We start from the raw sequence: 22,675 nt of genomic DNA, 5'->3' as shown, positions 1-22,675 counted from the left end.
GCGACTCCCCCGGGATATTTCCGGCCAGAAAAAGGCAGAGAGGGCGGGATGAGGATGAGACCGGAAACCGAAGAGGAACTGGCGGAGGCGATCCGCGGGGCGGCGGGGCCGCTGGCGGTGCGTGGCGGTGGCACCCGGGCGATCGCGGTTGCCGGTGAGGAGCTGAGCCTTGCCGGGATGTCGGGGATTTCTCTCTATGAACCTGGTGCGCTGACGCTGGTGGCGGGGGCCGGCACGCCGCTGGCCGAGGTGGAGGCGGCGCTGGCGGCGGAAGGCCAGCGGCTGGCGTTCGAGCCGATGGATCATCGTGGGCTGATGGGCACGGCGGGGGCACCGACGCTGGGCGCGCTCTTTGCCGCCAATATCTCGGGGCCGCGCCGAATTCAGGCCGGGGCGGCGCGGGACTTCCTGCTGGGGGTGCGGTTCGTCGATGGCGCCGGCCGGATGGTCAAGAACGGCGGCCGGGTGATGAAGAATGTCACCGGTTACGATCTGGTCAAGCTGATGGCCGGCGCCCATGGCACCCTGGGGGTGTTGAGCGAGGTGGCGCTGAAGGTATTGCCCCGGCCCGAGACCGAGGCGAGCCTGCGGGTTGCCGTGCCGGATGCCGGCGCGGCGGTGCGGCTGATGTCTCAGGCGCTGGGCTCGCCATTTGACGTGACCGGCGCGGCTTATGATCCCGCAGTGGGGGCTGTGTTGCTGCGGGTAGAGGGCTTCGCAGCTTCGGTCGCCTATCGGCTGGGGCGATTGGAGGCGCTGTTGGTGGGCGCGGGCGAGAACGTGCGGCTGGAGGGTGAGGCTTCGGCGGCGGTGTGGCGCGGGATCCGCGATGTCGAGGCGTTTCATGGGCGTACCGGTGATGTCTGGCGGATCTCTTGCAAGCCGTCCGAGGCGCCGGAAGTTGCGGCGCGGATCGAGGCAGAGGCGCTGCTCTTTGACTGGGGCGGTGGGCTGATCTGGGCGCTTGCTGCGCCGGGCACTGATCTCAGGGAGCGGGCCGGGCGCTATGACGGCCATGCGACGCTGGTGCGGGCGGAGCCGGAGACGGTCGAGCGCTTGGGGCGGTTTCAGCCGCAACCGGCGCCGTTGGCGGCCTTGGCCGCCGGGCTGAGGGCGAAGTTCGATCCGAGGGGCATTCTCAATCCGAGGTTGATGGGCTGATGCAGACGACATTTACCGAAGAGCAGTTGCGGGATCCGGGCACTGCGCGGGCCAACGAGATCTTGCGCGCCTGCGTGCATTGCGGTTTCTGCACTGCGACCTGTCCGACCTATCAGGTGCTGGGGGACGAGTTGGACAGCCCGCGCGGCCGCATCTATCTGATCAAGGACATGCTGGAGAACGAGCGGGTGCCGGATGCCAAGACGGTGCAGCATGTGGATCGCTGCCTGTCGTGCCTCTCCTGCATGACGACCTGCCCGTCGGGGGTGCATTACATGCATCTGGTCGATCACGCCCGCGTCTATATCGAACGGCACTACCAACGTCCCCTGGCCGACCGGGCGCTGCGCTGGATGCTGGCGCGGATCCTGCCCTATCCGGGGCGGTTCCGGCTGGCCTTGCGGGCGGCGAAGCTGGGGCGAGTGGTCCGGGCGCTGCTGCCGGATGCGCGGTTGCGGGCGATGCTGGACATGGCGCCGGAGACGCTGCCGCCGGTCAGCCCCAACGATGCGCCGCAGGTCTTCGCGCCCAAGGCCGGGCGGCGGATGCGGGTGGCGTTGATGACAGGCTGCGCGCAGCGGGCGCTGAACACCGATATCAACGATGCCACCATCCGGCTGCTGCGCCGGCTGGGCTGCGAGGTGGTGGTAGCGAAAGGGGCGGGCTGTTGCGGCGCGCTGACCCATCACATGGGGCGAGAGGGGGAAAGCCATGCGGCGGCCGCCAGGAATATCCGCGCCTGGAGCGCCGAGATCGCCGGCGAGGGGCTGGATGCCATCGTCATCAACACCTCGGGCTGCGGCACCACGGTGAAGGATTACCGCCATATGTTTCGTAACGATCCGCTGGCCGAGGCTGCGGCGCAGATCTCGGCCCGGGCGATGGATATCTCCGAGCTGTTGGTACAGCTCGATCTGCCGGAGGCGGCGCCGCGCGATCTGACGGTGGCCTATCACGCTGCCTGTTCGCTGCAGCATGGGCAGAAGGTTCGGGCAGAGCCCAAGGCCCTGTTGAAACGGGCCGGGTTCCGGGTGGTGGAGCCGGCGGACAGCCATCTGTGTTGTGGCTCTGCCGGCACTTATAACCTTATGCAGCCGGAAATTTCCGCCGAATTGAAGGTGCGCAAGGTGAGGACGCTGGAGGCGAAGGAGCCGGATGTCATTGCTGCGGGCAATATCGGCTGCATGATGCAGATCGGCTCTGGCACCGGGGTGCCGGTCGTGCATACTGTAGAGTTGCTGGACTGGGCGACGGGTGGGCCGATGCCGCCAGCCCTGGGCCGGTCTTCGGAGCCAGTGGGGCGGGGCGCTGCCATATCGGTGCCGGACTTGCGTGGGTAATGCCTGATAGGCGCCCTATTTTCGCCCCACCACCCCCCTAGCCCTGAGGGGGCAGGTGATGACGGAGGGTAATGTGCGAGCTTGGGTGATCGGATTGGTTGTTGCACTGTTGCCGGCGATGGCTTTGGCCAAGGACGCGCGGCCGCAGCGGCTCGACAGTCTGGAAACGGGGCGTGCCTGGCAGGCGGTCGGGCGGCTTGATATCGACGGCAAGGGCTTTTGCACCGGAACGCTGATCGATACCGATCTGGTGCTGACTGCGGCGCATTGCCTGTTCGACCGCAAGACCAAGAAGCGCATTCGCCCCGAAATGATCGAATTCCGTGCCGGCTGGCGCAACGGGCGGGCTTCGGCCTATCGCGGGGTGCGGCGCGCGGTGGTGCATCCCGATTATGTCTTTGACGGATCGGTCACCTCGACCCGGGTCCGCAACGATCTGGCGCTGTTGCAGTTGGAGCAGCCGATTCGAAACACCACCGTGATGCCGTTCCGGACCGCCGACCATCCCGGCTCTGAGGATGAGGTCGGTGTCGTGTCCTATGCCCGCGACCGGGCCGAGGCTCCGACATTGCAGGAAGTCTGCGGTATCATCGCCCGGCAGGATGGTATCCTGGTGATGTCCTGCGATGTGGATTTCGGGTCTTCGGGATCGCCGATCTTTTCCTTCACTGGGGGGGTGCCGCGGATCGTGTCGGTGGTTTCCGCCAAGGCCGAAGTCCGGGGGACCCGGGTGGCTCTGGGCACCGAGCTGGGGGAGCCGCTGGAGCTGTTGCGCGCGATCATTGATGCCGGGCGGGGACTGGCCAGGTCGACGCCGCCCCGTGGGGTTCGTCATGTGATGGTGGGCGATGCCCGGAGCGAGACCGGAGCGAAATTCGACCGTCCCGGCGGCTGAGAAAACGTCAAAACCTGTCCTCTTCCAGGGGCTTGAAACCCGCAAATCGACTTCCCACATCGGATGCATACCCGGGCCGCCAAATTTGGGGTCAAGGGTTTCATTGCCCGTCCGAAACCGGAGGGCGCTTTCGTGAATCGCTCGCAACATGAGGATGACGACACATGCGTAGTTTTGATTTCGCCCCGCTGAACCGTGCCACCGTTGGCTTTGACCAGATTGCCGATCTTATGGATCGCGTTATGGCCAATGATGTCGGCCAGTCCAGCTATCCGCCCTATAACATCGAAAAGACCGCCGCCGATGCCTATCGCATTTCGATCGCGGTGGCCGGCTTTTCCGAAGCCGATCTTTCGGTCGAAGTGCGCGATCATGCGCTGATCGTTTCGGCCAGGAAAGCCGAGGAGGACGGTGCGCGCACCTATCTTCATCGTGGCATCGCTACTCGCGCCTTTGAACGCAGGTTCACCTTGGCCGATCATGTGCGGGTGACCGGAGCCACCCATGAGAACGGGATGCTCCATATCGACCTGAAGCGCGAAGTGCCCGAGGCGCTGAAGCCGCGCCGGATTCAGATTGCATCGGCCGCCCCGTCGCAGGCTGCGCCTGCTGATGCCGACGTGGTCGAGGCCAAGGCTGTGAACTGATAGCAGGCCGTCCGGCTGTTTCGATCGCTGTCCCGGCGATCGAGGAACGGGATGATGAGTAAGGACGAGGGCGCAAGTAATATCGCTTGCGCCCTCTTCTTGTGCCAGACTGTCCGGGCGCCCAGCGTAAATTGCCTTCTCTGGCTGGCAACGCGTGGGGGCATCAAGTGTGTTATGATATGTTTACTTCTTGTTACCGTATTTCTTGCAAAGGTTGAGTTAAAAGAGGTTTGTAACATGATTTTAGCGACGACAGAGGGGTTGAGAAAAACCCTGCCTCTGGTCTTCGGGAAGAAGGCCGCGATTGCCGATCAGTTCTTTGACAAAGTGTTTCTTACGGCGCCGGAAATGCGCCAGTTCTTTCCCCACAATTATGGTCGCCGGAAGGAGCTTTTCGCGACATTCCTGACGCAGGTGGCGCTCGGCGCTGAATGCGATGGGGTGATGGAGCAAGTGGCGCAGCAGCTTGCAACGCGACATCGCACTCTGGGGGTCAGGCCCGAGCACTATCGAGTGGGCAATCAGGCCTTGGCGGAGGCGTTCAAGACGACCCTTGCGGATCGTCTCAGTGCTGAGGAGTTGCGGCGCTGGATCGACGTGTTTACCCGTTTCAACCAGCGCCTGGCCGAACTTGCGGCTTAGACTGCCATGCAGATATATTTCATTTCCAGATAGTCCTCGATGCCGTGGTGGCTGCCTTCGCGGCCAAGGCCGGATTGCTTGACGCCGCCGAAGGGGGCCACCTCGGTCGAGATGATGCCGGTGTTGACGCCGACGATGCCATATTCCAGGGCTTCGGCCACTTTGTAGACCCGGCTCAGATCCTTGGCATAGAAATAGGCGGCCAGACCGAAGATCGTATCGTTGGCCATTTCGATGACCTCGTCGACATCTTCGAATTTGAACAGCGGTGCCAGCGGGCCGAAGGTTTCCTCTTTGGCGACCTTCATGGCCTGTGTCACGCCGGTGACCACGGTGGGTTCGAAGAAGTTCGCGCCCAGGTTCGACCGGTGTCCGCCGGTCAGGATGGTGCCCCCTTTTTCGGTGACGTCGCCCAGGTGCTCCAGCACCTTGTCGATCGCCTCCTGGTTGATCAGCGGGCCGGTGGTGACGCCGTCGTCCAGCCCGTCGCCGATCACCAGTTTTTCGGTGGCTTCCTTCAGCTTTTCGGCGAAGGCGTCATAGACGCCGGCCTGCACATAGATCCGGTTGGCGCAGACGCAGGTCTGGCCGTTGTTGCGGAACTTGCACATCATCGCGCCTTCGACGGCTTCATCCAGATCGGCGTCGTCGAAGACGATGAAGGGCGCATTCCCGCCCAGTTCCATCGAACATTTCATCACCTGATCGGCGGCCTGACGCAGCAGGATGCGGCCCACCTCGGTCGACCCGGTGAACGTCAGCTTGCGGACCTTGGGGTTTTCGCAGAATTCCTTGCCGATCTCGGAGGAGCCGGTCGAGGGCAGCACGTTGAAGACACCGGCGGGGATGCCGGCGCGCTCGGCCAGAACCGCCAGGGCGATGGCCGACAGCGGTGTGTCTTCTGCCGGGCGGGCGACGAAGGCGCAGCCGGCGGCCAGCGCCGGGGCAGCCTTGCGGGTGATCATCGCATTGGGGAAGTTCCACGGCGTGATCGAGGCGGCCACCCCGATCGGCTGCTTGATCACGGTGATGCGCTTGTCGCGTTGATGGCCGGGGATGGTTTCGCCATAGATGCGCTTGGCCTCTTCAGCGAAGAATTCGACGAAAGAGGCACCATAGACGATCTCGCCCTTCGCCTCGGGCAGGGGCTTGCCCATCTCGGCGGTCAGGATGGTGGCCAGATCATCGGCGTTTTCCATCATCAGATCGTACCATTTGCGCAGCACGTTGGCGCGTTCCTTGCCGGTCCAGGCGGCCCAGTCCTTTTGCGCCGCATAGGCGGCGTCGATGGCGCCGGCCACCTGCATGCGGCTCAGGTCGGCGACTTCGGCGACGACATCGCCACGCGCGGGGTTCAGCACTTCGAAGCTGCCCTGATCGCCGGCAACCCATTTGCCGCCGATATAGGCCTCGGTTGCCAGAAGCGTGGGATCCTTCAGGAGGGCTTTCAGATTGGTGGGCGCGTCGAGCATGGCGTTGTCCTCAGTCCTGTCGTGGTGGGGCAGGGCGTTCGGCGCCCCGTCCGGGTCTGCTGCATTAGGTAGAGCCTGCGCGGGCCGGATGCAAAGCCTGTGTCGCGCTTGGCACGGTAAACGGGCTTGCGCACTGAGGCAGAGCACGCCAATCTGGCACCGGACCCGGCGATGGCGTCGCCTTCTTTCCGCAATCAGCATTTCGCCCGGAAAGCGGTCCGAATTTTCAGTCCTGTACGCCGGGACCTTTCTGCAAAGGAGGGTCTTTGATGACCGCACGTCCCGAGTTCTCTCGTTTTCATAATGGCGACAAGGCGCCGCTGCCCTTCGCCGATACCGAATATCAGGCCCGTCTGAACGGTCTGCGCGCCGCGATGGAAGAGGCCGGCGCCAGTGTCTGTGTTCTGACCTCGATGCAGGGCATCGCCTATTATTCGGGCTTTCTCTACTGTTCCTTCGGGCGCCCCTATGCGCTGGTCGTGACCGAGGACAAGGCCGTCACCGTCAGCGCCGGCATTGACGCGGGCCAGCCCTGGCGGCGGGGCTTTTGCGACAACCTCACCTATACCGACTGGGCGCGCGACAATTTCTGGCGCGCGGTGGTCTCGGTCGCGGGCAGGGATCAGGTGGTGGGCTATGAGGGCGATCATCTGACCCTGGCGCAGCGCGACCGGATGGAGGATTTCCTCGAGCCGTTGACGATGGTGGACATGGCGCCGGCAACCATGCGCCAGAGGATGTACAAATCGCCGGCCGAAATTGCGCTGATCCGTCAGGGCGCGCAGGTGGCCGATGTCGGTGGCTATGCCATCCGCGAGGCGGTGAAGCTGGGCGCGCGCGAGATCGACATCGCCATGGCCGGCCGCGATGCGATGGAGCTGGAGATCGCGAAACGCTTTCCCGATGCCGAATATCGCGACACCTGGGTGTGGTTCCAGTCGGGGCTGAACACCGACGGGGCGCATAACCCGGTGACGGGGCGGCGGTTGCAGCGGGGCGATATCCTTAGCCTCAACACCTTTCCGATGATCTCGGGCTATTACACTGCGCTGGAACGCACCATGTTCGTGCAGGAGGTCGATGCTGCCAGTCTGGCGATCTGGCAGGCCAATATCGCGGCGCATGAATATGGCATGTCGCTGCTGAAGCCGGGGGCGAGTTGTGCCGAGGTTACCCATGCGATCAACGCATTTTTCGCCGAACGCGACCTGCTGCAGTATCGCAGCTTCGGCTATGGTCATTCCTTCGGCGTGCTCAGCCATTACTATGGCCGCGAGGCGGGGCTTGAGCTGCGCGAGGATATCGACACCGTTCTCGAGCCGGGCATGGTGATCAGCATGGAGCCGATGCTGACCATACCACAGGGCCAGCCCGGCGCCGGTGGTTATCGGGAACACGATATTCTGGTGATCACCGACGCGGGGGCCGAGAATATCACCGGTTACCCCTATGGCCCGGATTTCAACGTGGTGGGCTGATCCTTCCGCTGCCCCGCCCGGGGGATCGGGCGGGGCCTTTGCCTTAGCGACCGAAATCCATCAGCGCGCGGAAGTCCATGGTTTTCAGCACCTCGAGCATCAGCGCGGTGTCTTCGCCTTTGGCCTGCACCAGAATGCGGTTGTCGACCAGCCCGGTCACCTCGCCGTCCTGCAGCATCATCTTCTGGCGCCCGATCCGTTCCACCTTGGCGCCGATCGCCGCCGGATTGCCCAGCATGCCGGCCATGGCGCCGACCATCGGGTTGTCGGCGATCAGGGTGACGGTGAAACTGTCGCCGGCCTCGTTGCTATAGGTGGCCTCGGCGCCGGTGCCGCCGCCCATCAGCATCATGCCGGCGCTCATCTCGGTGTTCATCTCGCGCGTATAGCCGGCGGGGGCTTCGGGGAGGTATTGCGCCAGCGCATCGACCTGCAATTCGGTCAGTTTCTGTTTGGCATAGTCGAGTTCTTCCAGCGCGTATTTGACATCGCCGTCCTGATAGGCGCCAAGCGCGGATGTCAGCGCGTCGGTGATCTCATCCGCGGCAGCGAAGGGCGTGGTCAGGGCCAGAACGAGGGCCGCGGGCATGAAATGATGCCGGAACATGGGTAATTCTCCGAAAAAAGGATCAGATCAAAGTGCAGCAAGGATGCCGGCCGCGCAGTATTTAGACAAGATGGCATCCGTTTCGGGGGAACGTTTCCCCCTTGCTGAAGCCGCCTCTCGCAGCGAGGCGCGTGAGGCGCCGCAGGTTGCCGAAGCCTGCACTCACGCGTATCACAGAAAAGAGGTGGCCGGCTGGGAAAGGGGCTTTGACATGATCGCGCTGTTGCGTCTGCTGATCCCGTTGCTGGTGGTGCTGACGCTGATCTACATCGGTCTGTCGGTCTATTCCCGCCGTCGTCGGCGGGAAAAGCTGATCGCGCGCTGGCAAAGCAACCGGTTGACTGGCGATCAGGACGTCTTTGTCCGGCGCGGGCTGGCGAAATACGACCGGTCTTTTCGTCGCAAGTTGATCCTGGGGGTTTATATTGTTCCCCTGGGGCTGATCGCCATACTCGTCTATTACACGAATTTCACCTGAGGGCGCCGTAATGGTCTATGTCAAATGGGCAATCATCCTGATCTTTTGGACCGCAGTCGGGGCATTCCTGCATTATACCCTGCCGCAGCGGGATATCGCGCGGATCACCGATACCTATGAAAAGCGGATTGATCCGGGCGAAAACAGCTGGTTCTGGGCGCAGCACGATGTCGGCGGCGATCCCAATACCACCAACCGGGATGTCTTCTTCATTCAGACGCGGGGGGCCAATGGCAAGGTGATGGTCTATCGTAACGAGGATACCGCCTGGTCCTGGCCGCCTTATTTCAAGGTCAACAGTTCGAACTTGCAGGCCGAGGCGGTGGACATGAAATCGACGGCGGAAAATCCAAAATGGGTGGCGATCCGGCACTATGGCTGGCGCAATGAATTCCTGTCGATCTTTCCGAACGCGGTGCGGATCACCCCGGTCGCCGGCCCCGATGTGCGGCTGATCCCCTGGTTCAATATTATCATCCTGACGGTGCTGGCCGCGATCGTTTATGCGATCTGGGTGCGCTGGCGGCGGTTCCGGCAGCGCCGGATCGACCCGCTGCTCGAGAATCTGGAGGACCGTGTCGATATCGCCGGCGAGGCGATCGCCGAGCGGCGCAGCCGGTTTCGGCGCTGGCTGGATGGCCGGCGGGGCTGAGGCGCAGCGCGCCTTGGCCGCGCGTCAGTCGGCGAACAGATATTCCGTCCGGGCCAGCTGCTCGGCCTGATCGCGGGAAATGCTGAGAAAATCAGCGATTTTCTCGGCATTTTCCTCAGGCGGGGCGGTTTCGCTGATCCGGCCGTAATGGGGGAAGTCGGCATCGCGAATCCGATCGGTCTCATAGGTCAGATCGTTGCGAATTGTCGGCAGGATGCGTTCCAGCGTGGCCGCGCTGGTCTGTTCCCCGGCCAGCCCCACCCGATGCGCGTGGCCGATCAGGTAATCGTCCGAGAACTGGCAGTCGATCTCGAGTATCCGGGTCTCGGAGCGGTCCGAGGCGAAATCCTGCATCAGATCGAGGTTCGAGGGATCCATGCAGACGATCAGGCGGTTGGTTTCGAAATAGTCGAACAGCATCCGCATCAGCGCCCGGCGGTGGCGGGTGCGTTTTTCCAGCGTGGTCTGGATGCCACCCAGATCGGGCAGCGGCGTGTCAGCTTCGTTGAACAGATAATCCACTGCCGGCAGTTCGGTGAGCTGGCGGATATGTGCCAGCAGCCTTTTGGCGACATGCCACTTCTTGCACACCACGATCAACAGTTCGCGTTCGCGGCCCAGGCTGCTTTCGGTCTCCCAGAAACGCAGACCGAAGCGCCGCCCGATCCGGCCGCGCCCGGTCAGGAACTTGTAGAGGCTGCGGCCCTCGTTGGAGATCCGGAACTCCACATCATGGGCGGCGTAGAGCCGCCCCAGCCTGAGCTTCAGCTCGGTCGCCTCTGGGCTGATCTTGCGGGCGAAAAGAAAGTCCTGCGACACCAACAGATCGTAATGATCGTTGTAAAAGCTGACGGGCATTCCATAGTCCGAGAACATCAGGAAGGTCAGGGTGCGGCTTTCGATTTCGTTTTCGGGGACCAGATGGCGCACCAGGGTCTGAAAAAAGGTCTCGTCCGGGATCCAGGTGGTGCGGAAGAACCGCATCACGTCTCGGCGCTGTCGGGTGAAATCGAGGATCCATTCGATTGTGCGCCGTCGCAGGCACCACCACTGGCTGCCGATCTGGATTTGCAAGTCATGGGGAATGGCACGCCTGAGCCCCAGTTTCCGTTGCAGGTTGAGCCCGGCATAGAATAGCCGCTTGTGTTTCCGCTCGTTCAGGAAATGACGATAAATCAGCCGATCTTCCTTGATGCCGGTCTTGATCCAGTCGCTATCGAAGAAATCGAAGCTTTCGATATAGTCGGTGTCATGTTCGTCAAGGAAACGGTGTGCATATTCTGCCGTCTTGATCGGCATGCAGTCGCCCGAAAGCATGTAGAAATGGGTGGCGCGCGGAAAGGCCTGCTCGGCCGCTTCGACCGCGTTCAGCGTGGCCTGAACCAGCGACCATTCCCCCCAGCCGCAGCGGATGCGCGGGCGGGCGAAGGTGACATTTGGATTGTCGGCTAGTGCACGGCGGATGCTGCGATAGGCCTCTTGCGGGGCGCGGGCATCGAAATGGATCGCGATATAGTCGCCGGCATCGGTGATCCGCTGCGCCTGCATGACAATGGCGTCGGGGTCCTTGTGACACAGCAGGATGTACGCGATTTTCGCCATGGCCAAACAGGATGTACCGTTAACTGATCTTTCTTCAGGTAGATAAAGATGAAGTTCGATTGAATAAACACCGATAATTTGGTTTTTTGACGGCGCAGGCCCGGCGCGATGTCAGGACTGGAGCCGCAGGCATGGAGGCAAGCGCAGATGGGGTTTCCCGGCACCTGGATGACCGAGAGTGAAAGCATGGTGTATCGGGTCGTCCCGAAATGCGCCTGTTCGACGATCGGGCAGATCATGTTCTATTCCGATCACGGCCGGTTCTTCGACGGTGACATCCATGATGCCACCGAGGGCCTTTATAAATGGGCGCAGGAAGGCAGCCACGAGCCGATCAGCCGCAACGTGCAGGGGCATCACTCCTATGCCTTCACCTGCGTGCGCAATCCCTATACGCGGATCCTGAGTTCGTTCTTTGACAAGATCTGCGGCATCCAGCGCAACGGCAGCCGGTATCGCGGCAATCTGGTGCCGAAGCTGACCTATACCTATGGGATCGAGGTCGGTGGTGAGGATGGCAAGCAGGAATTCGATCAGATCAAGAGCTTTCGCCGTTTCCTGCTGTTCGCCCGCGACACCATTCGGTGGCGCCGACCGATGGATCCCGACATCCACTGGTCGGCGATGTCGGGCCATGTCTCGACCTTCATCGTCAACGGTGGTCGCTATGACCACATCTTCTGGACCGAGAAGTTCAACGAGGGCATGCAGGTGGTGCTGGACGCAGTCAAGACCCCGCATTCGGTCGATCTGGCGACGATCCCGCGGTTCAACGAAAGCGAAGGTCACGGCCCCAAGCGGGCGCATCCGGTCGAGGATTATTTCGACGATCTGTCGATGCATCTGGTCTATGAGATCTACAAACGCGATTTCGAGCTGTTCAAGTACGATCCCTTCGATCCTTCGAACAAGATGCCTGTGGGCGAGATCGACCTGGACGAGGTGCACGCCAAGCTGGGGAACTGACCCTATTCGCGGCTCTGCCGCGATGCCTCCGGCGGGGATATTTGGGGCCAGAAAAAGGCAGGGGCGGAGGGCCAGGATGGCCCGCCATGCGTCTGCCATCTTGCGGAAGGCGCGCCCGATGCGTAGATCGGTGCGCATGGCCAAGCAGAAGACAGATCCGAACTATAAGATTATCGCCGAGAACCGGCGCGCGCGCTTCGATTACGCGATCGAGGAGGATCTGGAGTGCGGCATCATCCTGGAGGGGTCCGAGGTGAAGTCATTGCGCGCCCATGGTGGCAATATCGCCGAAAGCTATGCGGCGGTGGAGAATGGCGAGCTCTGGCTGGTGAACTCCTATATCGCGCCCTATGCCCAGGCCAAGACCTTCGGTCACGAGGAACGGCGGCGCCGCAAGCTTCTGGTCAGCCGCAAGCAGATGGCCGATCTGTGGAATGCCACCCAGCGCAAGGGCATGACGCTGGTGCCGCTGGTGATGTATTTCAACCATCGCGGCATCGCCAAGATGAAGCTGGGGATCGCCAAGGGCAAGAAGACCCATGACAAGCGCGAGACCAGTGCCAAGCGCGACTGGTCGCGGCAGAAGCAGCGGCTGCTGAAGGACAATCGCTGAGGCCCTGACCGAGCCGTGCCTTTGATCCCGTAGGGAGGGGAGTGATGGCGGTTTTTCTGATCATCCTGCTCATCGCGGTTGGTGGCTTTGGCTATTGGCGGTGGTCGAAGTGGCTGCGGCACAGGCAGCTTCTGGGCGCGGCCCTGTCGGAAGATCGGCGCGCCATCGTTGAGGCAGAGGTGCCCTTGATCCGCAAGCTGCCCGCCGATCTGCGCGGCGCTTTCGAGGGCAAGGTCAACGCCTTTCTGGATCAGGTCGATTTCGTTGGCTGCAACGGGTTGGAGGTGAGTGAGGAGATGCGGCTTTCGATCGCCGCGCAGGCCTGCCTCCTGGTCGTCAACAGTGGCGCCTGGTACGATCATCTGACCACCGTGCTGATCTATCCGGGCGCCTTCAAATCGCGACAGGCCCGGCACAACGGTTATGTGGTGACCGAGCGGGAGGTGGTGCGCGTGGGGGAAAGCTGGTCGCGTGGGCCGGTGATCCTGTCCTGGGCGCATACCCGGCAGGGGGCGTTGGATGGCCGGGACGGTCATAACGTCGTCTTCCATGAATTTGCCCATCAGCTTGACGATCTGTCGGGCCATACCGACGGGGTTCCCGATCTGCGCCGGGACCAGAGCTTTGCCGGCTGGGCGCATGCCTTTCTGCCGGCCTACAAGGCGCATGTGCGGGCGGTGGAGGCGGGGCGCAAGACGGTGCTGGACCCCTATGGTGCCGAGGGACCGGAGGAGTTCTTTGCGGTGGCGGTCGAGGCGTTTTTCGAGCGGCCCGAACCGCTGAAGCAGCACGAGCCGGAGATTTACCAGCAGTTGCAGGTGTTCTTTCGGCTGGACCCGTTGACCTGGGGCGTCGGGCGGCAGGGGTGATGGGCCCCTTCAGTGAAAATCCCGGCTGGGAAAGAGTTTCTTCGCCTGGTCGCGGGGATGGCGGGCACGGGTGGCGCGCGCGCGGGGGCGTGGCGCATCATCGGTTTCCGGTCGGGTGATCCCGACCACATCGTCCAGCGGGTGGCCCAGATCGCTGAGCCGATGCGACAGATCCTCGATTCTCTCGGCGATCAGATGCACCACGATGCCCTCGCGCTCCAGCCGGCCGGTGACGCGCAACAGCCGCCCGCCGATCACCGCGCGGCGAAAGCGTTGGTAGAGCTTTGGCCAGATCACCACATTCGACACGCCGGTCTCATCCTCCAGCGTCAGGAAGATCACGCCCGAGGCGGTGCCGGGCCGTTGCCGGGTGATCACCAGCCCGCAGACGGAGACCTGCTGTGGCGGCACCCGGGACAGCTCTGCATGCGGGGTCAGCCCGGCGATCATCGGGCGTAGCAGCTCCATCGGGTGGGCGCGCAGCGACAGCCGCAGGGCGAGGTAATCCTCCACCACCTCCTCGCCCAGATGCAGCGGCGGCAGGGTGACCTCGGGTTCGCGGATGCCTTCGCCCTCGAAAGGATCGTCGAACAGCGGCAGCGGCGCCGGGCTGCGGATCGCGCGTACCTGCCAGAGCGCGTCACGGCGCCTGAGCCCGATGCCGGCGAAGGCGTCGGCCTCGGCCAGCCGCTCCAGCGTGGCGGGCATCACGCCGGCGCGCAGCCAGAGGCTTTGCACATCGGGATAGCCGTTGCCGCGGGCGGCTGTGATCCACTCTGCCTCCTCCCGCGGGAAGCTCTTGATCTGGCGGAACCCCAGCCGCAATGCCAGCCGGCCGTCGGCGCGGCGTTCCAGGGTATTATCCCAGGTGCTGGCGTTGATGCAGACCGGTCGCACCTCGACCCCATGATCGCGCAGGTCGCGGACGATCTGGGCCGGGGCATAGAAGCCCATCGGCTGGGCGTTCAGCAGGGCGCAGCCGAACACCGCCGGGTGGTGGCATTTCAGCCAGGAGGAGACATAGGTGAGCATGGCGAAGGCCGCCGCGTGACTTTCGGGAAAGCCGTAATCGGCGAAGCCTTCAATCTGGCCGAAGCATTGTTCGGCCACCTCGCGGCTGTAGCCATTGGTCAGCATGCCGTCGATGAAGCGGTCGCGATGGTCGCCGATCGTCCCCATCCGCCGGAAGGAGGCGAGCGAGCGGCGCAGCCGGTCGGCCTCCTCCGCTGTATAGCCGGCACCGACCACGGCGATCTGCATTGCCTGTTCCTGAAACAGCGGCACGCCGAGGGTGCGGGCGGTCACTGCCTCAAGCGCCGGGCCGAAGGGCTCAGGCGCCTCGCGCCCCTGGCGGCGGCGGATATAGGGCTGGACCATGCCGCCCTGGATCGGGCCGGGGCGGACGATGGCGACCTCGATCACCAGATCATAGAAGGTGCGCGGCCGCATCCGCGGCAGAAAGTTCATCTGCGCCCGGCTTTCGACCTGAAACACCCCCACCGCATCGGCGCGGCAGAGCATGTCATAGGTGGCCCCATCCTCCTGCGGGACCGAGGCGATGCTGTGGCGGACCCCTTCGTGATCGCGCAGCAGATCGAAGCTCTTGCGGATGCAGGTCAGCATCCCGAGGCTGAGCACATCGACCTTGAGGATGCCCAACGTGTCGATGTCGTCCTTGTCCCATTCGATCACCGTGCGATCCTCCATTGCCGCATTCTCGATCGGGCAAAGTTCGTCCAGCCGGCCCTTGGTGATGACGAAGCCGCCGACATGCTGGCTGAGATGGCGGGGAAAGCCGATGATCTCGCCGATCAGGCGGACGGTCAGCGCCAGCCGGTGATCGGTGGGGTCGAGGCCCAGTTCGCGCAGCCGCTCGGGTTCTGCCCCACCGTTCGACTGGCCCCAGATCTGGCCCGACAACGCGGCGGTGACATCCTGGGACAGCCCCATCACCTTGCCCACCTCGCGGATTGCGGCACGGGTGCGGAAATGGATCACCGTGGCGCAGAGCCCGGCGCGGTCGCGGCCATATGTCCGGTAGATATGCTGGATCACCTCTTCGCGTCGTTCGTGTTCGAAATCGACGTCGATATCGGGCGGCTCGCCCCGGTGTTTCGACACGAAGCGTTCGAAGACCATGGCGATCTGATCGGGGGAGACATCGGTGATCCCCAGCAGGTAGCAGAGCACCGAATTCGCCGCCGATCCACGCCCCTGGCAGAGGATGCCCTGCGACCGGGCGAAGGCGACGATATCGTGAACGGTGAGAAAATAGGCGGGAAAGTTCAGCTCGGCCACCAGCCGCAGTTCCTTTTCCATCAGGCCCTGCACCCTTTCGGGCGCCCCATCGGGATAGCGCCGGGCCAGCCCCGCACGCGCCAGCCGCGCCAGCCGGTCCTGCGGGCTTTCGCCCGCCGCGATCTCGTCAGGGTATTCATAGCTGAGTTCCCCCAGGTCGAAGGCGCAGCGCGCGGCGATCTCGCGCGTGCGGCGCAGGGCGGCGGGGTGGTCGCGGAACATCCGGGCCATGTCGGTGGCCCCTTTCAGCCGGCGTTCGCCATTGGGCAAGGCGCGGGTGCCGATTCGGTCGATGGTGATCCCGTCGCGCAGGCAGGTCAGCACATCGGCCAGTTGCCGGCGCCGGGCGGTGTGCATCAGCACGTCGCCCACGGCCACCATCGGCGCGGCGCTGCGATGGGCGGCGCGGGCACAGGCGGCCAGCCGGGCCCTGTCGCTGCCGTCATAGCGCGGCGCCGCGCCCAGAAAGACATGGTTGGGAAACGTCCGCAACGCCCGGGTGATCTGGGTGATGACCTCGGGTCTTTCGGGATCGGCGTGCGGCAGGGCGATCAGGATCATGCCGGCACAGCCAGCCAGCAGATCGGCGAATTCGAGCTGGCATTGCCCCTTTTCGGCCCGCCGCTTGCCCAGGGTCAAAAGCCGCGCCAGCCGGTGATAGGCGGCCCGATCTGTGGGCAGGGCGATCCAGTCGGCGGCGCTGTCGCTCAGTACCAGCCGGGTGCCGGTGATCAGCCGGGGCAGGCGGGCGCCGGCGCTGACGCGGCGAGCCGCCCCCATTTGCTGGCGGCTGGAGGGATCGGTCCGCTGGCTGGAGCGGATCGGGACGCCGTCTGCGGCTGCCGCCTCTTCGGCGGCGCGGCGCAATTCCTTCAGGGCGGCATAGGCGCGAACGACGCCGGCCAGCGAATTACGGTCGGTGATGGCGATGGCCTCCAGCCCCAGTTCAGCGGCGCGGGCGACCAGCTCTTCCGGGTGGGAGGCGCCGGTGAGAAAGGTGAAGTTTGAGGTGACGCAGAGTTCGGCATAGCCTGAGGGGATATCCACCTCTGGCTTCCTGGTCCCGTCTGTCTGGAGGGCGTCAGGCCGAATGTCGCTATCCCTCATGCGAATTCCCCCTGCACGTACCAGCCGGGGTTCTGTGGCGTGTGAAACAGCCAGAGCCGACAGCCCTGCCGCGTCTCCACCCGCCAGTAATCGCGTAACCCGTTGCGCCAATTGTCATCCTCAAGCCACCATTCCGGCGCGATGCGTTCGGGGCCGGTGGCACGGGCCGTGGTCAGCGCCATGCCGCGCCAGCGGAACTGTCGCGGCGGTTGCGGGCCATGGGCGTTGATGGGTTCGGGGGCAAACAGCCGCAAGGGACGCGGGCGCAGGGCGATCCAGGGGCCTTCGGGATCGGAATAGGCCGCCGGGGCGATCAGGAAGCCGCGTTCGGGGATATGGCTGTCGGCGGGCAGGAAGCGCTGGATATTCTCCAGCCCGATCCGGGTGCCGAGCCGGCTGATCAGATCCTCCAGCCGGTCCCCCCGCTGGGGGCCGAACGCCACGCTCTGCCGGGCGGGCAGCGGTTCGACCACCCTGGCCTCGAGCCGGAGCTGGTCGATGCCGAAGCCCGCCTCCACCCCGGCGACACCGCGTTCGAACAGCGGCAGGATGCGCGCCGGATCGCGCAGTGGCCGGGCCAGTCGCAGTTCGACCTGCCGGCTGTCCTGATCGACCCGCCGCAGCGTCAGGCAAAGCACCCGCGCGCCGGCCTGCTGGTGATCGAGCCGGTCGCAGAGCTGGGCCAGCAGCCGCTGGGTGCCTGCCATCACATCCGCGGTCAGCCCGATCGGCTCGGGCAGGGTCAGGCGCACGGCGTAATGCGGCGGCTCCGCCTCGGGTGAAATCTGTTCCCCCGCCCGCCCCAGCGCCTGATCCAGCCGCAACAGCAGGCCTGCGCCGAAGCGACGGGCCAGCGGCGCGCGCGGGGTGGCGGCAAGATCGCCGATGCTGCGCAGCCCCAGCCGTTCCAGCGTGACAACCTCTTTCGTCTCCAGCCGCAGGCCGGCGACGGGCAGGGGGGCGAGCGTGGCCAGCGGATCGCCCGGGGTCGCCACGCCTTCTCCATGATGCGCCAGAGCCCAGGCGGCGCCGCGGCTGTCGCCCAGCCCCAGCCGTACCGTCAGCCCGGCCCGGGCCAGCCGCCGGCGCATGTCGGTCAGCATCCCGGCCTCCCCTCCGAACAGATGTGCCGCCCCGGTGATGTCCAGAACCAGCCCGTCGCCCCCCTCGATCCCGACCCAGGGGCAGTAGCGCGTGGCCCAGCGTCTGAGCGCCGCCAGAAACCGCGCGTCGCCTGCCGGATCGGCCGGCCGCGTGCGCAGGTCGGGGCAATAGGCGCGGGCATCGGCCCCGGTCATGCCAACGGCCAGCCCCAGCCGTTCCGCCAGGCTGTTCAGGCAGACGATCCGTTCCGCATTGCTTTGTGTCAGCGTCAGCGCGACGGGTCCGTCAACCGGCTGCGCCCGGAGGCTCCGGTCGCTGGCCAGCCGGGGAAACCACATCGAGACGACGCGCCGCGTGATTCCATCGAACATCCCAGGCCCCAAATGTTCCTGATTTGTTCTTTGTAAGCGACCAGCGCATCAGAGTCGAGTCCGCGCCTTCTTCGGGATCGAACAGCGGCATGGCCTGCCAGCGGGTTTCGGTGGCATTGCTGCCCATGCCCTCGGGGATCAGGCAGAGCCCGCGGGTCCGCCCGGCCTCTGCCGCCAGTTGCAGCCGGCGCCCGGCGGTCAGGCTCAGCGGTTTGCTCAGTTCGATCACCACCAGATCCACCGCGCCGGCGCGCAGCGCCTCCTCGGTCGAGGCAAGCGTATCGGTCTGATCCTTGGCGCGCACCATAAGCAGCCGGCGCGGATCGGCGAAGGCGGTGAGCCCCAGGGGGTTCAGCCCCTTGCCCCGCCAGCTTTCGGTGATCCACAGAAGCGGCCCGGTCCCTTGCGCGCAACAGACCCCGGCAAAGGCCGTGGCGGCGGGGCCGCAGACCTCATGCACACGATTCGCTTTCAGCGGGAAGGCGGGGTTCGGGAAACGGGACATGGGGTGAGATGCTGCCAGAAAACGGGGAATGAGGAAAGCGGCGAGGGATGCTGCCTGCCCGGCTGGCCCGGATGGATATCCGAGGCGACAGGAGGCAGGGGGCTGGCCCTGAGGGCGCAGAGAAGGCATGCGCCGGTCGGTCCTGGTGTGGGTGCTGCCCGCTTTCGCTTCAGGCGGTCTTGCTGAAGGTGTTCGCTGAAGGGGGGCGATTGTTGGGGGCCTCAGGCGCCAAAGCCTGCTTGCCTTGCACCCCAAGCCTCCCGATAGTAGGCAGAACACGGTTTTTTCGAACAGGGTGGAGCGATGCAGGACGACCCGAAAACATTGGTTTCGACCGATTGGCTGGCGGCGCATATGAAGGACCCCGATCTGCGGATTCTCGATGCCTCCTGGTATCTGCCGCAGTCGGGGCGGGACGCCCGGGCGGAATATGAGGCCGCGCATATTCCCGGCGCCCGCTTCTTCGATATCGACGAGATTTCCGATCACCGCTCGGACCTGCCGCATATGGCACCGCCGGTCGAGAAATTCATGTCGCGTCTGCGCGCCATGGGGGTGGGCGACGGCCATCAGGTGGTGGTCTATGACGGCGCTGGCATCAGCTCGGCGCCGCGGGTCTGGTGGTTGTTCCGGTTGATGGGGCAGACCAATATCGCCGTGCTGGACGGTGGCTTGCCGAAATGGCAGGCCGAGGGGCGCGAGATCGAGGATCTGCCGCCGGTGGTCCGCGATCGTCACATGACGGTGCGGGTGCAGAACCAGATGGTGCGCGATGTCACCCAGGTGTCGGCCGCCGCCAAGCTAGGCGATCACGAGATCATCGACGCGCGCTCTGCCCCCCGCTTCCGCGGTGAGGAGCCCGAGCCGCGCCCGGGGCTGCGCAGCGGCCATATTCCCGGGGCCAGAAACGTGCCCTATACCACACTGCTGAACGAGAACGGCACGATGAAATCCCCCGAGGAGTGCCGCGCGATCTTCGAGGCTGCCGGTGTCGATCTGGCAAAGCCCGCAATTACATCATGTGGGTCCGGGGTGACCGCCGCTGTGTTGAGCCTGGCGCTGGAGCGTCTGGGCAAGACCGATCATTCGCTTTACGACGGCTCCTGGGCCGAATGGGGTGCCTTCCCCACATTGCCCGTCGCAACTGGAGACATGTGATGTTCGAAACCTTGAAACAGCAGCCTGCGGACAAGATCTTGCAGTTGATGCTGATGTACGCCGACGATCCGCGCGATCAGAAGATCGACCTGGGGGTCGGGGTTTATAAGAACGCCGATGGCATCACCCCGGTGATGCGTGCGGTGAAGGCCGCCGAAAAGCGCATCTGGGACGAGCAGACCACCAAGACCTATACCGGGCTGACTGGCGATACCGCCTTTACCGGGGGGATGGTCAACCTTTTGCTTGGTGATGCGGTCGCCCGGGATATGATCTCGGCGGTGGCCACCACGGGGGGCACCGGCGCGGTGCGGCTGGGGTTCGAACTGATCAAGATGATGAACCCAAAGGCGCGGATCTGGGTTTCCGATCCGACCTGGCCGAACCATATCGCGATCCTGAATTACCTGGGCATCGAGATCAAAACCTATCGCTATTTCGACCCCGAGACCCGGGGTGTCGATTTCGACGCGATGATCGAGGATCTGAAAGGGGCGCAGGCGGGTGACGCGGTGCTGCTGCATGGCTGCTGCCACAACCCGACTGGCGCCAACCTGAACCTGGTGCAGTGGCAGGAGGTCGCCGACCTGCTGAATGACCGGGGCCTCTTGCCGATGATCGACATCGCCTATCAGGGGTTCGGCGACGGTCTGGAAGAAGATGCCGCCGGCACCCGGCTGGTGGCCTCTTCGGTGCCTGAGTGCCTGATCGCGTCGAGCTGTTCGAAGAACTTCGGCATCTATCGCGAGCGGACCGGGATGCTGATGGCGATTTCCGCCGATATCAGCCGCAGGGCGCTGGTGCTGGATACGATGGCAACGCTTAATCGTCTGGCCTATTCCTTCCCGCCCGATCATGGGGCACGGATCGTCAGCACCATCCTGAACGATGATGCGCTGCGCGCCGACTGGATGGCTGAGCTGGAGGACGTGCGCCTGTCGATGCTGGGCCTGCGTCAGCAATTGGCGGACGAGCTGCAACGTCTGACCGGCTCTGATCGTTTCGCCTTCCTGGCCGGTCATCGCGGCATGTTCTCGCGCCTTGGTGTCTCGCCCGAGATCGTTGAGCGGCTACGCACCGATTATGGCGTCTATATGGTTGGCGACAGCCGGATGAACATCGCCGGGCTGAACAGCAGGACGGTGCCGATCCTGGCCCAGGCCATTGTCGACGCCGGCGCCTGACCGCCAGTCCCATCGTTCGAAACAGATACGCCCCGACCCGCAGGTCGGGGCGTTTTCTTTTGCGCGGGTCAGGCCTTCGGCAGCCCTGTCGCTCTGGCTTTCCCGTCAGCGACGGGGGAGGGGCAGGCGGAGAGGCTTCGCAATGAAAAGACCCGGGCACGATGGCCCGGGTCTCTTTGTCTTTGTCCCGTCAGGAAGAACGATCAGCTCTTCGAGAATTCGGGATAGGCTTCCATGCCCAGTTCGGCCATGTCGAGACCGTTGATCTCGGTCTCTTCGTCGACCCGGATGCCCATGATGACCTTCAGGAGGAACCAGACAACAGCCGAGACGATGGCGACGAACAGGCCGACAACGATGATCGAATAGAGCTGGGTGCCGAAGGAGGCATCGGGGTTGGTCAGCGGAACCGCCAGGGTGCCCCAGATGCCGCAGACCAGGTGCACCGGGATGGCGCCGACGACGTCGTCGATCTTCAGCTTGTCCAGGAACGGCACGGCGAAGACCACCAGGATACCGCCCACGGCGCCGATCAGGGTTGCCGCGCCCAGCGAGGGCATCAGCGGTTCGGCGGTGATCGACACCAGGCCGGCCAGGGCGCCGTTCAGCACCATGGTGATATCGGCCTTCTTGTACAGCAGTTGGGTCAGGATCAGTGCGGCCACGGCACCACCGGCGGCGGCGGTGTTGGTGTTGGCGAAGATCCGGCTGATGTCAGCCACGTTGCCGGCGGTGTCCATGTAGAGTTGCGAACCGCCGTTGAAGCCGAACCAACCCAGCCACAGGATGAACGTACCCAGGGTGGCGAGCGTCAGGTTCGAACCCGGGAACGGATGCACCTTGCCGTCTTTGTATTTGCCGATCCGCGGGCCGAGGATCAGTGCGCCGGTCAGAGCAGCCCAGCCACCGACTGAGTGCACCACGGTCGAACCTGCGAAGTCTTGGAAGCCAGCCGCATCCAGGAAGCCGCCGCCCCATTTCCACGATGCCTGGATCGGATAGATCAGTGCGGTCAGGATGATGACGAAGATCAGGAAGGGCCACAGCTTGATCCGTTCGGCCAGGGTACCCGATACGATCGAGGCTGTGGTGGCGCAGAACATCAGCTGGAAGAAGAAGTCCGAACCGACGGAGGCATAGGTCAGATCGGTTTCGGTGTCGGCCAGGCCGACCGGTTCCAGCACGGCGGGGCTGAAGGCGCCCAGGATGCCGTCAATGCTCCAGCCGTCGCCCGGATACATCAGGTTGTAGCCGATCAGATAGTACATGATGGCAGCGAAGGCGAAGAGCGCGACGTTCTTCATCAGCTGCATGGTCACGTTCTTCTGACGCACGAGGCCCGCCTCGAGCATGGAGAAGCCCGCGCCCATGAACATCACCAGGAAACCGGTGACCAGGAACATGAAGGTGGTGAAAATATAGCCGATCTCGGAGTTCGGCGGGGTTACGTCCGCCTCTTGCGCCAGGCCCAGCGTGGGCAGCGCAATCAGCGCCGCCGCGGCGGCAAGTGCGTTGAGTCGTTTCAT

20 protein-coding genes are annotated in these 22,675 nt (G+C 64.1%); 13 read left to right on the top strand and 7 right to left on the bottom strand.

The features are described 5' to 3' along the window. Positions 1 to 54 precede the first annotated feature (54 nt). From G455_RS0103985 to G455_RS0103965, 5 genes are all read left to right on the top strand, one after another. A complete protein-coding gene (locus tag G455_RS0103985; protein ID WP_028092503.1) occupies positions 55 to 1,161 on the top strand; it encodes an FAD-binding protein in 1,107 nt (368 codons plus the stop codon). After that, positions 1,161 to 2,501, top strand: a complete 1,341-nt coding sequence (glcF, locus tag G455_RS0103980) for a glycolate oxidase subunit GlcF (RefSeq protein ID WP_028092502.1) — start codon at positions 1,161 to 1,163, stop codon at positions 2,499 to 2,501. Before G455_RS0103985 ends, glcF begins: the two co-directional genes overlap by 1 nt. A gap of 58 nt (positions 2,502 to 2,559) precedes the next feature. Further along, complete coding sequence (locus G455_RS0103975) at positions 2,560 to 3,396, top strand: trypsin-like serine peptidase (protein WP_189658327.1); 837 nt, start codon at positions 2,560 to 2,562, stop codon at positions 3,394 to 3,396. Between the two features lie 164 nt (positions 3,397 to 3,560). Then, positions 3,561 to 4,043 (top strand): Hsp20 family protein, encoded by a 483-nt coding sequence (locus tag G455_RS0103970; protein WP_028092500.1) that lies wholly within the window; start codon positions 3,561 to 3,563, stop codon positions 4,041 to 4,043. Positions 4,044 to 4,097: 54 nt separating this feature from the next. Then, a complete protein-coding gene (locus G455_RS0103965) occupies positions 4,098 to 4,685 on the top strand; it encodes a globin (RefSeq protein ID WP_161629384.1) in 588 nt (195 codons plus the stop codon). Here G455_RS0103965 and G455_RS0103960 read toward each other — a convergent pair. Beyond that, positions 4,682 to 6,157 (bottom strand): NAD-dependent succinate-semialdehyde dehydrogenase, encoded by a 1,476-nt coding sequence (locus G455_RS0103960; RefSeq protein WP_028092498.1) that lies wholly within the window; start codon positions 6,155 to 6,157, stop codon positions 4,682 to 4,684. The genes G455_RS0103965 and G455_RS0103960 overlap by 4 nt on opposite strands. Positions 6,158 to 6,426: 269 nt before the next feature. Here G455_RS0103960 and G455_RS0103955 point away from each other — a divergent pair, with 269 nt between their 5' ends. Continuing rightward, positions 6,427 to 7,635 carry an aminopeptidase P family protein gene (locus tag G455_RS0103955; protein ID WP_028092497.1) on the top strand — a complete coding sequence of 403 codons (1,209 nt, stop codon included), beginning with the start codon at positions 6,427 to 6,429 and terminating at the stop codon, positions 7,633 to 7,635. 43 nt (positions 7,636 to 7,678) lie between these two features. Here G455_RS0103955 and G455_RS0103950 read toward each other — a convergent pair whose 3' ends face one another. Then, positions 7,679 to 8,242: a hypothetical protein gene (locus G455_RS0103950; RefSeq protein ID WP_028092496.1), complete on the bottom strand. Its 564-nt coding sequence runs from the start codon at positions 8,240 to 8,242 to the stop codon at positions 7,679 to 7,681. Between the two features lie 211 nt (positions 8,243 to 8,453). On the opposite strand from G455_RS0103950, the gene G455_RS0103945 reads away from it, so the two are divergent. Further along, complete coding sequence (locus G455_RS0103945) at positions 8,454 to 8,720, top strand: hypothetical protein (RefSeq protein WP_028092495.1); 267 nt, start codon at positions 8,454 to 8,456, stop codon at positions 8,718 to 8,720. 10 nt (positions 8,721 to 8,730) lie between these two features. Then, entirely contained in the window at positions 8,731 to 9,372 is a 642-nt protein-coding gene (locus tag G455_RS0103940; protein WP_028092494.1) for a DUF1523 family protein, read from the top strand. A 24-nt stretch (positions 9,373 to 9,396) separates the two neighbouring features. On the opposite strand, the gene G455_RS0103935 is transcribed toward G455_RS0103940, so the two are convergent. Next, positions 9,397 to 10,974, bottom strand: coding sequence for a DUF5928 domain-containing protein (locus G455_RS0103935; RefSeq protein WP_028092493.1), 1,578 nt, complete (start codon positions 10,972 to 10,974; stop codon positions 9,397 to 9,399). 147 nt (positions 10,975 to 11,121) lie between these two features. Here G455_RS0103935 and G455_RS0103930 point away from each other — a divergent pair, with 147 nt between their 5' ends. From G455_RS0103930 to G455_RS0103920, 3 genes are all read left to right on the top strand, one after another. Further along, complete coding sequence (locus G455_RS0103930) at positions 11,122 to 11,940, top strand: sulfotransferase family protein (protein ID WP_028092492.1); 819 nt, start codon at positions 11,122 to 11,124, stop codon at positions 11,938 to 11,940. Between the two features lie 136 nt (positions 11,941 to 12,076). Then, positions 12,077 to 12,553 (top strand): SsrA-binding protein SmpB, encoded by a 477-nt coding sequence (gene smpB / locus G455_RS0103925; protein ID WP_028092491.1) that lies wholly within the window; start codon positions 12,077 to 12,079, stop codon positions 12,551 to 12,553. Between the two features lie 44 nt (positions 12,554 to 12,597). Next, entirely contained in the window at positions 12,598 to 13,422 is an 825-nt protein-coding gene (locus tag G455_RS0103920; RefSeq protein ID WP_035366077.1) for a M90 family metallopeptidase, read from the top strand. Between the two features lie 9 nt (positions 13,423 to 13,431). Here G455_RS0103920 and G455_RS0103915 read toward each other — a convergent pair whose 3' ends face one another. Genes G455_RS0103915 through G455_RS0103905 form a run of 3 tightly spaced genes read right to left on the bottom strand, consistent with a single transcriptional unit; the run spans position 13,432 to position 18,807 of the window. Beyond that, positions 13,432 to 16,767 (bottom strand): error-prone DNA polymerase, encoded by a 3,336-nt coding sequence (locus G455_RS0103915; RefSeq protein WP_028092489.1) that lies wholly within the window; start codon positions 16,765 to 16,767, stop codon positions 13,432 to 13,434. A 56-nt stretch (positions 16,768 to 16,823) separates the two neighbouring features. After that, a complete protein-coding gene (locus G455_RS0103910) occupies positions 16,824 to 18,302 on the bottom strand; it encodes a Y-family DNA polymerase (RefSeq protein WP_028092488.1) in 1,479 nt (492 codons plus the stop codon). Further along, positions 18,217 to 18,807 (bottom strand): ImuA family protein, encoded by a 591-nt coding sequence (locus tag G455_RS0103905; protein WP_028092487.1) that lies wholly within the window; start codon positions 18,805 to 18,807, stop codon positions 18,217 to 18,219. Before G455_RS0103905 ends, G455_RS0103910 begins: the two co-directional genes overlap by 86 nt. 303 nt (positions 18,808 to 19,110) lie before the next feature. Here G455_RS0103905 and sseA point away from each other — a divergent pair, with 303 nt between their 5' ends. Both sseA and G455_RS0103895 read left to right on the top strand, forming a co-directional pair. Beyond that, positions 19,111 to 19,965, top strand: coding sequence for a 3-mercaptopyruvate sulfurtransferase (gene sseA, locus G455_RS0103900; RefSeq protein WP_028092486.1), 855 nt, complete (start codon positions 19,111 to 19,113; stop codon positions 19,963 to 19,965). Next, positions 19,965 to 21,149 carry an amino acid aminotransferase gene (locus G455_RS0103895; RefSeq protein ID WP_028092485.1) on the top strand — a complete coding sequence of 395 codons (1,185 nt, stop codon included), beginning with the start codon at positions 19,965 to 19,967 and terminating at the stop codon, positions 21,147 to 21,149. The genes sseA and G455_RS0103895 overlap by 1 nt, the downstream gene beginning before the upstream one ends. Before the next feature lie 203 nt (positions 21,150 to 21,352). On the opposite strand, the gene G455_RS0103890 is transcribed toward G455_RS0103895, so the two are convergent. Beyond that, on the bottom strand, positions 21,353 to 22,675 hold the full coding sequence (locus G455_RS0103890; RefSeq protein ID WP_028092484.1) for an ammonium transporter: 1,323 nt from the start codon (positions 22,673 to 22,675) through the stop codon (positions 21,353 to 21,355).

The sequence above is a fragment of the Pseudodonghicola xiamenensis DSM 18339 genome, assembly GCF_000429365.1.
In the GTDB taxonomy this organism is placed as follows: domain Bacteria; phylum Pseudomonadota; class Alphaproteobacteria; order Rhodobacterales; family Rhodobacteraceae; genus Pseudodonghicola; species Pseudodonghicola xiamenensis.
Note: the sequence above shows the minus strand (reverse complement) of the source record. Positions and strands in the feature narration are given on the sequence as shown.